11 protein-coding genes are annotated in these 11,887 nt (G+C 70.6%); 4 read left to right on the top strand and 7 right to left on the bottom strand.

What is annotated here, in order from left to right; all coding sequences use genetic code 11:
• Positions 1-63: 63 nt before the first annotated feature.
• The 4 genes from OG975_RS07095 to OG975_RS07080 form a co-directional block, all read right to left on the bottom strand.
• Complete coding sequence (locus tag OG975_RS07095) at positions 64-789, bottom strand: lysophospholipid acyltransferase family protein (RefSeq protein WP_406328222.1); 726 nt, start codon at positions 787-789, stop codon at positions 64-66.
• Between the two features lie 236 nt (positions 790-1,025).
• Positions 1,026-2,264, bottom strand: coding sequence for an ornithine--oxo-acid transaminase (gene rocD, locus OG975_RS07090; RefSeq protein WP_406328220.1), 1,239 nt, complete (start codon positions 2,262-2,264; stop codon positions 1,026-1,028).
• Positions 2,261-3,082: a dimethylargininase gene (gene ddaH / locus OG975_RS07085; RefSeq protein WP_406328219.1), complete on the bottom strand. Its 822-nt coding sequence runs from the start codon at positions 3,080-3,082 to the stop codon at positions 2,261-2,263. The genes rocD and ddaH overlap by 4 nt, the downstream gene beginning before the upstream one ends.
• Positions 3,083-3,206: 124 nt before the next feature.
• The gene (locus OG975_RS07080) at positions 3,207-3,710 is read right to left on the bottom strand and encodes an Lrp/AsnC family transcriptional regulator (protein WP_327426996.1); all 504 of its coding nucleotides are present in this window, start codon (positions 3,708-3,710) and stop codon (positions 3,207-3,209) included.
• A 120-nt stretch (positions 3,711-3,830) separates the two neighbouring features.
• Between OG975_RS07080 and OG975_RS07075 the strand changes: the two genes are divergently transcribed.
• The 4 genes from OG975_RS07075 to OG975_RS07060 are packed head-to-tail and all read left to right on the top strand — an operon-like array spanning position 3,831 to position 7,947.
• Positions 3,831-4,586, top strand: a complete 756-nt coding sequence (locus OG975_RS07075; protein WP_406328218.1) for a LytR/AlgR family response regulator transcription factor — start codon at positions 3,831-3,833, stop codon at positions 4,584-4,586.
• An 11-nt stretch (positions 4,587-4,597) separates the two neighbouring features.
• A complete protein-coding gene (locus OG975_RS07070; RefSeq protein WP_406328216.1) occupies positions 4,598-4,957 on the top strand; it encodes a hypothetical protein in 360 nt (119 codons plus the stop codon).
• A gap of 45 nt (positions 4,958-5,002) precedes the next feature.
• Positions 5,003-6,745 carry a cation acetate symporter gene (locus tag OG975_RS07065; protein WP_406328215.1) on the top strand — a complete coding sequence of 581 codons (1,743 nt, stop codon included), beginning with the start codon at positions 5,003-5,005 and terminating at the stop codon, positions 6,743-6,745.
• Complete coding sequence (locus tag OG975_RS07060) at positions 6,742-7,947, top strand: sensor histidine kinase (protein WP_406328214.1); 1,206 nt, start codon at positions 6,742-6,744, stop codon at positions 7,945-7,947. Before OG975_RS07065 ends, OG975_RS07060 begins: the two co-directional genes overlap by 4 nt.
• A 13-nt stretch (positions 7,948-7,960) precedes the next feature.
• On the opposite strand, the gene OG975_RS07055 is transcribed toward OG975_RS07060, so the two are convergent.
• From OG975_RS07055 to OG975_RS07045, 3 genes are all read right to left on the bottom strand, one after another.
• Positions 7,961-8,119 carry a hypothetical protein gene (locus OG975_RS07055; protein ID WP_406328213.1) on the bottom strand — a complete coding sequence of 53 codons (159 nt, stop codon included), beginning with the start codon at positions 8,117-8,119 and terminating at the stop codon, positions 7,961-7,963.
• Positions 8,120-8,212: 93 nt separating this feature from the next.
• Entirely contained in the window at positions 8,213-10,327 is a 2,115-nt protein-coding gene (locus OG975_RS07050; RefSeq protein WP_406328211.1) for a protein kinase domain-containing protein, read from the bottom strand.
• A 39-nt stretch (positions 10,328-10,366) separates the two neighbouring features.
• Positions 10,367-11,842: a DUF6777 domain-containing protein gene (locus tag OG975_RS07045; protein ID WP_406328210.1), complete on the bottom strand. Its 1,476-nt coding sequence runs from the start codon at positions 11,840-11,842 to the stop codon at positions 10,367-10,369.
• Positions 11,843-11,887: the final 45 nt, after the last annotated feature.

Raw genomic sequence — 11,887 nt, 5'->3', positions numbered from 1 at the left:
GCGCGTGAGAGGGGCGGCCGGGTTCTCCGGCCGCCCCTCACTCGTCCCTATTCGTCGACTGGGTCAACTCAGCGGCATCCGCGGGAACTTACGGGCGTTCGCCGCGCTCTCGGCGGCCTCCTCGGCCTTGACGACGGCCGCGTACCGGTCGACGTACTCCTGCTCGGAGAGGGTGAGGATGGCGTACATGATCTCATCGGTGATCGCCCGCAGGATGGCCTTCTCGTTCTCCATCCCGGCGTAGCGGGAGAAGTCGAGGGGCTTGCCGAAGCGGATGACGACGGGGTGGATGTTCGGGATGACCTTGCCCGGCGGCTGGGCCTCGAAGGTGCCGATCATCGCGCAGGGGATGACCGGGACCTGGGCCTTGAGGGCCATCACGGCGACGCCGACCTTGCCCTTGTAGAGCCGGCCGTCGTGCGAGCGGGTGCCCTCCGGGTAGATGCCGAGCAACTCGTTCTTGCGCAGCACCCCGAGCCCCTCGCGGATCGCGGCCTGGCCCGCGTCCTTGCCGGATCGGTCCACCGGGATCTGTCCCGCGCTGCGGAAGAAGGTGGCCGTCAGCCGGCCCTTGATACCCGGTCCCGTGAAGTACTCGGCCTTCGCGAGGAAGGTGATCCGCCGTTTGAGGATCGCCGGCATCAGGAAATGGTCGGAGAACGACAGATGGTTCCCGGCGACGATGGCCGCGCCCGACGACGGTATGTGCTCCAGCCCCTCGATCCGAGGCCGGAAGACCAGCCTCAATAGCGGTCCGAGAAGGACGTATTTGAGCACGTAGTAGAACATGGAGTCGCTCCTCGCTCGGACGGATCGGCTCAACCGCCGTGTTCCAGCAGGTCACCGGGCAATCGCGGTTCGTCAGTTTAGGTGGTCGTGCGGTCGCGCGTAACCGTGCCTGACGGGCCACAGGCCGGCTGCGTTCGATGTCGGAGACCAGAAACCAGAAGACCGGAAAGCGGGTACACCGCAGCAGGCGGCCGATGGCCGCCTGCTGCGGTGTGGAAGCAACTCTCTTCGGTGTGTCAGACCCCGTGCGTCAGAACCTTCTCCAGCGCTCCGAGGGCGGACTGGAGTTCCTCGCCCGTGATGGTCAGCGGCGGGGCCAGCCGGATGGTCGAACCGTGGGTGTCCTTGACGAGGACGCCCTCGCGCATGAGGCCCTCGCTGATCTCGCGGCCCGTGCCGATGGCGGGGTCGATGTCGACGCCCGCCCAGAGGCCGCGTGAGCGGAAGCCCTCGACGCCCTTGCCCACGAGTGCCGCGAGGCCGCCCCGCAGGACGACGCCCAACTCGGCGGCCCTGCGCTGGAATTCACCGGTCTCCAGCAGCCCGACGACGGCGGAACCGACCGCCGCGGCGAGCGGATTGCCGCCGAACGTCGAACCGTGCTCCCCGGGGCGCAGCACTCCGAGTACATCCCGGCGGCCGACCACCGCCGACACCGGCACGATGCCGCCGCCGAGCGCCTTGCCGAGGAGGAGCAGGTCAGGGACGACGCCCTCGTGCTCGACGGCGAGGGTGGTGCCCGTGCGGCCGAGGCCCGACTGGATCTCGTCCGCGATGAACAGGCATCCGGTACGGCGGGTCAGTTCGCGTACGCCGGTGAGGTAGCCGTCGTCGGGGATGACCACGCCCGCCTCGCCCTGGATGGGCTCGATCAGCACGGCCGCGGTCGTCTCGTCGACGGCGGCTTCGAGCGCGGCGAGGTCGTTGTACGGAACGACACGGAAGCCGGGCGTGAAGGGGCCGAAGCCCGCCCGGGCCGTCTCGTCCGTGGAGAAGCTGACGATGGTCGTCGTACGGCCGTGGAAGTTGTCGGCGGCCACGATGATCGTCGCCTGGTCGGGAGCGACGCCCTTCACCTCGTACGCCCATTTGCGGGCCACCTTGATGGCGCTCTCCACCGCCTCCGCACCCGTGTTCATGGGCAGGACCATGTCGAGACCCGTCAACTCCGCGAGGGACTCGGCGAATTGGGCCAGCTGGTCGTTGTGGAAGGCGCGCGAGGTGAGTGTCAGGCGGTCGAGCTGGCGGTGCGCCGCTTCGATCAGCTCGGGGTTGCGGTGGCCGAAGTTGAGGGCCGAGTAGCCCGCCAGCATGTCGAGATAGCGGCGGCCCTCGACGTCCTCGACCCAGGTGCCCTCGGCGCGGGCGGCGACCACCGGCAGCGGGTGGTAGTTGTGCGCGAGGACGGGCGCCTCGGCGCGGATCAGGTCGGCGGAGGTGCGCGTACGGGCAGGAATACGAGTGGGTGCCGTCATGAACGGATCTCCTGAGTGCAGCACTTGATGCCGCCGCCGGCCTTCTGGAACTCCGAGAGGTCGACGGGGACGGGGACGTAACCGCGGCGCGCGAGCTGGTCGGCGAGGGCCGTCGCCCCCGGCGCGATGAAGACGTGGCGGCCGTCGGAGACGGAGTTGAGGCCGAAGGCCATCGCGTCCTCGCGGGTCGCGAGAACCGCGTCCGGGAACAGACGGGCGAGCACCTCGCGGCTGCCGGGGGAGAAGGCCTCCGGGTAGTACACGATGTTGGCTTCGTGCCCGTCGTCGAGGACGAAGAGCGCCGTGTCCAGGTGGTAGAAGCGCGGGTCCACCAGCTGGAGGCCGATCACCGGGACTCCGAAGAACTCCTGCACCTCGCGATGGGCCTCGGGGGTCGTACGGAATCCGGTGCCCGCCAGGACGTACCGGCCCGCCGGGACCAGATCACCCTCGCCCTCGCACACCGACTCGGGGCGGTAGACGTCGAAACCGGCCGCCTTGAACCAGGTCTCGTACGCGGTGGACTCGGGGCGGCGCTGCGGCGCGTGGAAGAGCGAGCCGAAGACGCGGCCCGCCAGGACGAGCGCGGAGTTCGCCGCGAACACCATGTCCGGGAGGCCGGCGACCGGCTCGACGGAGTCGACGGTGTGGCCGTGGGCGCGGTAGGCGCGGATCAGCGCCTCCCACTGACCTCGGGCGAGATCGACGTCCACGGGTGTGTCGGGATGCATCCAGGGATTGATCGCGTACTGCACGGCGAAGTGTCTGGGTTCGCAGACGAGGAAGCGCCGGGGGCGCGGCACACGGCTGTCGGGCACAGAGGGGTCCCTCCGCTTTCCTGCGGTGTCGGCTGGGGGTACCTCCACGGTAGGAAACGGGGGATACGGGCGACAAGCGACGAGAGCTGCGCATGTGCGCAGCATTGCTGCGTCTCGTGGCAGGTCAGCGCACGTTTGCTGCGTCCTCGGGGGCGGCGTGGGTCGCGCCGGCCTCCGGGGCCTCCGGCAGCAGGTGGGACAGCACCATGTAGCTGATGGTCTTCCGGATGAAGGGCTCGGCGCGGATGCGCTCCAGGACTTCCTCGAAGTGCTCCACGTCCGTGGCCCGCACATGGAGCAGCGCGTCCGCGCCCCCGGTCACGGTCATCGCCGCGGTGATCTCCGGATGGTTGCGCACGACCTCCGCGAGCCGCCGGGGCGGGGCCGCGCCCTCGCAGTACACCTCGACGTACGCCTCCGTACGCCAGCCGAGTGCGGTGGGCTTCACCGTGGCCGTGAAACCGGTGATCACGCCGGTCTCGCGCAGCCGGTCCACGCGGCGCTTGACCGCGGTCGCGGACAGCCCGATCTCCGTGCCGATCTCCGCGAAGCTGGTCCTCGCGTTCGCCATCAGGGCCGTGATGATCTTGCGGTCGAGCTCGTCGAACCCCGCGGGCTTGCTGTTCATGGCGGCACTGTATCCAGCGACAACGTGCACGCCATCCAGCGACAACGTCCACGCCGGCGCCGACAACGTCCACGTCCCGCAGATGTCCAGTCGTACGAATCGCTCTTACACTCCACTCTCATGCTGCGCGCGCTCGCCGTCGACGACGAACAACCGTCCCTTGAGGAACTCCTCTATCTGCTGAACGCCGATCCACGCGTCAGCAGCGCCGAGGGCGCGAGCGACGCGACCGAGGCACTGCGCCGGATCAACCGCGCCCTGGAATCCGGACCCGACGGGCCCGAGGCGATCGACGTCGTCTTCCTCGACATCCACATGCCCGGCCTCGACGGCCTCGACCTCGCCCGGCTGCTCACCGGGTTCGCCCAGCCGCCGCTCGTCGTGTTCGTCACCGCCCACGAGGGCTTCGCCGTGCAGGCCTTCGACCTCAAGGCCGTCGACTACGTACTGAAGCCGGTACGGCGGGAACGGCTCGCCGAGGCCGTACGGCGGGCGGCCCAGCTCAGGGACACCGCACCGCTGATTCCCGTGCACGAGCCCGACCCCGACCACATCTCCGTCGAACTCGGCGGCGTCACCCGCTTCGTGGCCGTCGAGGACATCACCCATGTCGAGGCGCACGGCGACTACGCCCGCCTGCACACCGCGCAGGGCAGCCACCTCGTCCGCATCCCGCTGTCCACCCTCGAAGAGCGCTGGCGCTCCCGCGGCTTCGTCCGCATCCACCGGCGCCACCTCGTCGCGCTGCGCCACATCGGCGAACTCCGCCTGGACGCGGGCACGGTGAGCGTCCTCGTCGACTCCGTCGAACTCCAGGTCAGCCGCCGGCACGCGCGCGAACTGCGCGACCTGCTGCTGCGCCGGACCACGAGCTGAGGAGTACGGGCATGCCCCAGGACCCGACCGAACGCCGCGTGGTCGTCACCGGAGTGCCCCGGCGCACCCGGCGAACGTCCGGCTACTATCGGCCCAGGACCGAGATCGACGAACAGACCACACTCGGCCACACCTACGTCCGCTCCCTGATGCGCAGTCAACTCCGCGTCGGCCTCGCGGTGTTCGCCGTTCTCGTGCTGCTCGTCGGCCCGCTGCCCCTCGTCTTCGCCGCGATGCCGGACGGCGCGAGCCTGGAATGGGCCGTGCTCGGATTCTGCGTGTACCCGCCGCTGGTGCTGCTCGCCCGCTGGTACGTACGCCGGGCGGAGCGCAACGAGAAGGACTTCGTGCGGCTGGTCGAGGACCGCTGAGCCGTGCCCGACGATCGCCGAGCCATGGACGAGGACCGCTGAGCCGTGAACCAGAACTACTCCGTCCCCGCTGTCGCCCTGGTCGTCGTGGCGACCGTCCTGGTCGGCGCGTTCGGCCTGCGCATATCCCGGACCACCTCCGACTTCTACGTCGCCTCGCGCACCGTGGGTCCCCGGCTCAACGCGGCGGCGATCAGCGGCGAATACCTCTCCGCCGCCTCCTTCCTGGGCATCGCGGGCCTCGTGCTGGTCCAGGGCCCCGACATGCTCTGGTACCCGGTCGGCTACACGGCCGGCTATCTCGTACTGCTCCTCTTCGTCGCGGCGCCGCTGCGCCGCTCCGGCGCGTACACGCTGCCCGACTTCGCGGAGGCGCGGCTCGGCTCCCAGGCGGTGCGCCGCCTGGCCGGTGCCTTCGTCGTCGGCGTGGGCTGGCTGTATCTGCTGCCCCAACTACAGGGCGCGGGGCTGACGTTGGCCGTGCTGACCGACGCACCCGACTGGTTCGGCGGAGTGCTGGTCGCGGTCGTCGTGGTCGCCACCGTCGCCGCGGGCGGCATGCGCAGCATCACCTTCGTCCAGGCCTTCCAGTACTGGCTCAAGCTCACCGCCCTGCTGGTCCCGGCCTTGTTCCTGGTCCTCGCCTGGCAGGCCGACGGCGCACCCCGCGACGCCTTCGACGAACCGGCGACCTTCCGCGAGCAGCGGGTCGTACGCGTCGACGACAGCCTCGACCTGAAGCTCTCACGACCCCTCGGCGTCACCGCCACGGGCAGCGTCGACGGACAGCGCTACGAGGGCGAACGCGTCGAACTCCCCGCGGGCGTCCACCACATCGAGCGCGGCACCCGGCTCACCTTCACCAAGGGCGATCCGGTCCCGCTGGCCGACCGCGGCACCAACGGCGGCATGTCGACCTCGCTGGCCGCCGGGCGCGAGGAACGCCCGCTGTACGCCACGTACGGACTGATCCTCGCCACCTTCCTCGGCACGATGGGACTGCCGCACGTGGTCGTCCGCTTCTACACCAGCCCGCACGGAGTCGCCGCCCGACGCACCACGGTCGCCGTGCTCGGCCTGATCGGCGCCTTCTATCTCCTCCCGCCCCTCTATGGCGCGTTGGCCCGCCTGTACGCCCCCGAGCTCAGCCTCACGGGGGACGCGGACGCCGCCGTACTCCTGTTGCCCGACCGGATGATCGGCGGGCTCGGCGCGGATCTGCTGGGCGCGCTGGTGGCGGGCGGTGCCTTCGCGGCGTTCCTGTCGACCGCGTCCGGGCTGACCATGGCGGTGGCGGGCGTGCTCACCCAGGATGTGCTGCCCACGCGCGGAGTACGGCACTTCAGGCTCGGCACCGTGCTCGCGATGGCGGTGCCGCTGGCGGCGAGCGTGCTGGTGGGCGGACTGCCGGTCGCCGACGCGGTGGGGCTCGCGTTCGCCGTGTCCGCGTCCTCCTTCTGCCCCCTGCTGATGCTGGGTATCTGGTGGCGGCGGCTGACCCCGCCGGGCGCGGCCGCCGGGATGGTCGTCGGGGGCGGCTCGGCGCTGGTCGCGGTCGGCGCGACCATGGCGGGCTATCCGGGCTCGGGTTCACTGCACGCGCTGCTCGCCTGGCCCGCGCTGTGGTCGGTGCCGCTCGGCTTCGTGACGATGGTGCTGGTGTCGCTGGCCACTTCGGGGCGGGTTCCGGCCGGGACGGCGGCGATCCTGGCCCGGTTCCATCTGCCGGAGGAACTCTCCGACGGTCAGGTGCGCGCGGCCGTGAACGCGAAAGGGGCCGAGGCATGAGCGGATTCCTCGCCGGGCTCTGCGTCGCCGTACTCCCGCTGCTCGCCGCCGGATTCTGGCTCGGCAGACGCACCGCGCGGCCTCAGAGCCTCGGCGGACTCGGCACGCCCGTCGAGCATGCCACCTTCCAGACCCTGCACACCGCCTCGCTCGCCGCACCCCCGCTGCGCGCGGGCCTCACGGAGGAGACGGCGGGCCGGTCCGCGCGCCGGCTGCGCACCCTGCTCGGCACGGACGCGCTGTGCCTCACCGACCAGGAGACGGTCCTCGCCTGGGACGGCGTCGGGGCCCACCACCGCGCCGAGATCATGGAACGGCTCGGCGGCCCGCTGGACACCGGCCGCGGCGAGGCCTTCCGGCTGACGTGCGACGAACCCGACTGCCCGCTGCGCTGGGCCGTCGTCGCCCCGCTCACCGTCGATGAACGGGTGCACGGCGCACTCGTGGCCTGTGCGCCCCGCGAGTCCGCCGTCCTCGTACGGGCGGCGGGCGAGGTCGCCCGCTGGGTCTCGGTCCAGCTGGAACTCGCCGACCTCGACCAGTCCCGTACGCGTCTGATCGAGGCGGAGATCAAGGCACTGCGCGCCCAGATATCACCGCACTTCATCTTCAACTCGCTCGCGGTGATCGCCTCGTTCGTCCGCACCGACCCCGAGCGTGCCCGCGAACTGCTCCTGGAATTCGCCGACTTCACCCGCTACTCGTTCCGCAGGCACGGCGACTTCACCACGCTCGCCGACGAACTCCACGCCATCGACCACTACTTGGCACTGGTCAGGGCCCGCTTCGGGGAGCGCCTCTCGGTCACGCTGCAGATCGCGCCCGAGGTGCTGCCGGTCGCGCTGCCCTTCCTCTGCCTCCAGCCCCTCGTGGAGAACGCCGTCAAACACGGCCTGGAGGGCAAGACCGACAAGAGCCACATCAGCATCACCGCGCAGGACGCGGGCGCCGAGGCGCTGGTCGTCATCGAGGACAACGGCGCCGGAATGGACCCGGACCGGCTGCGCCGCATCCTGGCCGGAGAGGTCAGCCCCTCCGGCGGCATCGGGCTGTCCAACGTCGACGAACGTCTGCGCCAGGTCTACGGGGACGACCACGGCCTCGTCATCGAGACCGCGGTGGGCGCGGGAATGAAGATCACCGCCCGGCTGCCCAAGTACCAGCCGGGCGTGCACTCGGCGGGACGGCTGCCCCGGGAGTGACCCCTGTGCACCCTTACGTACTGCGCGACGCAACCATCCCCACCGTGATCAGGCCGAGTACGACCCAGCCGAACCACAGCCAGCCGTTGCTGCCGAGCGCCACCGTGTAGGCCGTCACCATGACGAGCCCGCCCACGGTGATCACCCCCATCGTCTTCGTCGTACCGGGCATCGCAACACCCTCCTCCAGGCGGGTCCGCGACGCGGGCCGTGGCCTTGGGCCCATTTTCACCCGGAGGGAGGCGGTTCGCCAGGGCCGGGCGGTCTACTCGTTCCCCTGCAACGGGCTTTTGTCCCGGTGTTCCAGACTGCAGACCACCAGGTAATAGCCCTTGGCCCACAGTCCTGTGCTGCGCAGGCCATGACTCCAGAAGACGGCGGAACTGCGGTCGAAATCCTCCGGCGGGGCGTCCGCCGCGCACTGGTCGTTCGCCTGGGCATCGGCATCCTTGCCGGACGCGACGGTCTTGAGATGCGTGATCTGAATGACGAGCCCCACATGGTTCTTGTCGCAGGCGACCAGCTGGTAGTGCGTGTAGACGAGCGCGTCCCCGTCCTCGTGGCCGAGGCAGTCGCCGCGCTGTATCTGGGTCGCGTCCTTGAACGTCATCCCGTACGGGCGGAGTTTTCCGAGCGGGCCGTACATCGGGCCGTGCTTTCCGACCAGCAGGCACGCGACGTTGCCGCCGGTGGCGTGGAAGGCCTCGCGGGCGGGCACGACCGCCATGCTGCGCACGTTCCACGCGAGCTTTTCAGCGGTCCCCTTCGTCAACTCCTCGCACCGGTCCGCTCCCTGGCGATCGGCGACCTCGAACGAGGGGGCCTTGTACAGGGCCATCACCTGCCCGTCGGGAACGGCGTTCCCGCAGCTGGGATCCAGCGTCAGACGCGGGACACCCGCCACGGAGCCGGGGGACGGGTCGCCCACGACGCAGTCGCCCTTCCGGAGCGGTTCGGAGAGCCCGATCGTGTCCCCGTACGGCAGGACGACCTTGTGCGCCATCGCGTACCAGACCCCGCCGGCCGTCAGCCCCAGCGCGAGGAGCACCGCCGCCAGCGCTTGCAGGACGCGCGGGCGCTTGCGCCGACGCCGGCCCGAGGGGCCGGTGACCGGGCCGGGCGGCGCTCCGTACCAGGGCGGGCCGAAGCCCGGCCCCGGCTGTGGTGCGGCGCTCGGCGCCGACCGGCCGAGTTCCTGCCCCGGCCGCGGGGCGTACGCGCCGGGTGCCTGGGCGGTGGGGGCGTACGGGCCCGGCGCCTGAGCGGTGGGGGTGTACGAGCCCGGTGCCTGGGCACCCGGCGCGTACGCGGCCGGTGTGGCGAGGCCTTGGTCCTGCGCGGGACCGCTGGTGCTCTGGTTCCGTGCGGGGTTGCCGGTGCTCCGGTTCTGTGCGGGGCCGCCGAAGCGTTCGTCCGGTGGAGCCATGCCCGGGCCCGAAGCCCCGTCGGACGTGACGAGCCTCGCCCAGGGCGGCTGCGAGCCCGTGTCGACCTGGGTCGGCGGATGCGGCTCGGGCGTGATGATCCGGGCCAGCGCCGCCGCCGCGTCCTCCGCGGAGATCCGCCGGGCGGGATCCTTGATCAGCAGCGCCTCGACGACCGGCCACAGCGCCCCGGCCCGCCGTGGCGGCGGCGCCTCCTCCAGGACCACGGCGGTGATCGCGGCGAGATCGGTGCCGCGGTCGAACGGCCCGAAGCCCTCCACACCGAAATACAGGGTGCAGCCCAACGAGAACAGATCGGCCGCCGCCGTCGCCGGCCCGCCGGTGGTCCGCTCCGGCGCCAGATATCCGGCCGTGCCCACCAGAATGGACGTCAGGGTCCAGCGGGTCTCGGGGGAGTCCGGCTGGACGGAGATGCCGTAGTCGGTGAGCAGGATCCGGGCACCCGGCATGCCCGTGCGGTCCGGAGCGAGCAGGATGTTGGCGGGTTTGACGTCCCGGTGCATGATGCCGCGCTCATGCCCGGCGGTCAGGGCGTCAAGGACCGCGAGGCCCATACGGGCACATTCGGCGGGCGCCAGCGGACCGCGCCGGGCGAGCCAGTCGCGCAGATCCTCCGCGCCCGCCACGTACTCCATCACGATCCACGGCAGGCCCTCGTGTTCCAGGACGTCGTGCACGGTGACCACATGCGGGTGCCCGCGCAGCACCGCCGCGTGCCGCGCCTCGGCACGGGCGCGCGCGATGCGGGACTCGTGCTCCTCACCGCCGTCCGGCAGGTTGCGGAACCTGATCTCCTTGAGCGCCACATCGCAGTCGAGCCGCTGGTCGTGGGCGAGCCACACATGGCCCATCCCACCCGAGCCGACCTGGTCCAGCAGCCGATACCGGCCGGCGATGATCCGGCCCACTCCCGACTTCGGTGATCCTGGTGCCATCCGGTTGCTCCCCGGGTTCTGCGCTGGTTCGTACGCGGATCAGGACGTGCCTTCGGTGAGCCCACCGGAGTCGGTCGTACGGTGCACAGAGGTCGCGTAGACCGCACCGGTCGCGGAGTCTCTGACACCGGGGTCGGCCGAGGCCGGGTCGCTGGAGGCCGGTGCGGTGCTCGCCGTCGGCTCCGTGGACGCCGGGTCGCTCGTCACGGGCTGCGAGGGGGTGGCTGCCGCGCTCGTCGTGGTGACGGGCGGGGAACTGCTCGACGCGGGCGGCAGGTCCGTCCCGCCGGACGTCGGCGTCAGCGTCGGCGTTGGCGGCGTCGTGTCGGGGCCGGTGCTGGATTCGCCAGGTCCAGTGGTGGACTCGTCCGGGCCCGTGCTGGATTCGCCGGGACCCGTGCTGGACTCGCCCGGACCGGTCGTGGATTCGCCTGGCCCGGTGGTGGACTCGTCCGGGCCGGTGCTGGATTCGCCGGGACCCGTACTCGATTCGCCCGGACCCGTGCTCGAGTCGTCCGGGCCCGTGGTCACTCCACCGGAGTCCGGGGGAGTGCTCTGGCCGCCGCCCTCCTCGGACCGCACGAACAGCGTCACGGCCGCGCCCCACTCCAGCGTGCTGCCCTCGACGGGCTCGGAGGCGGTGACCTGGGCGTCGTCGGGCGGCAGGGAGGCGCCGTCGTACGTCATGGCGAGCCCCGCGTCGGCGAGTGCCTGGCTCGCCTCGGCGAACGTCTTCCCGGTGACCGTCGGAACGGCGTGTTCCGTGCGGGTGTCGAAGGACTGGTCGTCCTCACCCTCGGTGCCGAGCCGACGGGCGATCCCGACATCGGGGTTCTCGACATCGACGAGCTGGAGCCGGTCGATGTCAGGATTCCCGGGCGGCGGCTCGACGAGCACGATGTGATCCTGGTGATAGCCGGACCACTTCTTGTTTCCGTCCTTGAACTGCACCGAAGTCTCTTTGATGTTTCCCTTGAAGGGCCGCAGCGGATTACCGCACGAGCACTTCACAGCGGGCAGCCCCTGCTGGTCGACCAGAATCGCGATTCCGGCCTGCAACAAGGCGTTGAAGGGGACGGCCTTGCCGTGCTTGTACTCGTGATTCGTCACGAGGGTGTCGTGGCGCAACACGACGGGTGTGAGTTGATCGATATAACCCGAGATTTCGCCCGGGTTGATGTGCAGCACTCGCGCCCATTCATGCGCCTTGGCCGAGTTCTCAGGAGCGGTGAGGAACTTCTTCAGCTGCGCCACGACGCAGGTGCCGGGCTTCGTGGACCCGCCGAACTCACCGGTGGCGCCGCCCTCGGTGTCCCCACCCGTACCGTCCCCACCTGTACCGTCTCCACCTGTGGCGTTCCCGCTTCCGGGCGTGCCCCCGTACAGCCCCGGGCTGTTGCTGGCCTGCACCCCGCCGGTCGCCCGTGCCTCGGGAACGCGGGTGTCCTTGCCCAGCTTGCCGTCCTCCTTGAAGAAGGGATTGACCTGCGAAATCCCCGAGGCCACGGCACGCACTACGAACAATTGATCGGATTTGCTGCACCCGCTGACTATCAGCAC

The sequence above is a fragment of the Streptomyces sp. NBC_00203 genome (genome assembly GCF_045206325.1).
GTDB classification, from domain to species: Bacteria; Actinomycetota; Actinomycetes; order Streptomycetales; family Streptomycetaceae; genus Streptomyces; species Streptomyces lutosisoli.
This window is presented reverse-complemented; position numbering and strand designations above follow the sequence as displayed.

What these genes read in the sequence shown, in the direction of transcription:
- OG975_RS07095 (WP_406328222.1), bottom strand. Translation starts at nt 789, where the DNA reads ATGTTCTACTACGTGCTCAAATACGTCCTTCTCGGACCGCTATTGAGG.
- rocD (WP_406328220.1), bottom strand. Translation starts at nt 2,264, where the DNA reads ATGACGGCACCCACTCGTATTCCTGCCCGTACGCGCACCTCCGCCGAC.
- OG975_RS07080 (WP_327426996.1), bottom strand. Translation starts at nt 3,710, where the DNA reads ATGAACAGCAAGCCCGCGGGGTTCGACGAGCTCGACCGCAAGATCATC.
- OG975_RS07075 (WP_406328218.1), top strand. Translation starts at nt 3,831, where the DNA reads ATGCTGCGCGCGCTCGCCGTCGACGACGAACAACCGTCCCTTGAGGAA.
- OG975_RS07070 (WP_406328216.1), top strand. Translation starts at nt 4,598, where the DNA reads ATGCCCCAGGACCCGACCGAACGCCGCGTGGTCGTCACCGGAGTGCCC.
- OG975_RS07060 (WP_406328214.1), top strand. Translation starts at nt 6,742, where the DNA reads ATGAGCGGATTCCTCGCCGGGCTCTGCGTCGCCGTACTCCCGCTGCTC.
- OG975_RS07055 (WP_406328213.1), bottom strand. Translation starts at nt 8,119, where the DNA reads ATGCCCGGTACGACGAAGACGATGGGGGTGATCACCGTGGGCGGGCTC.
- OG975_RS07050 (WP_406328211.1), bottom strand. Translation starts at nt 10,327, where the DNA reads ATGGCACCAGGATCACCGAAGTCGGGAGTGGGCCGGATCATCGCCGGC.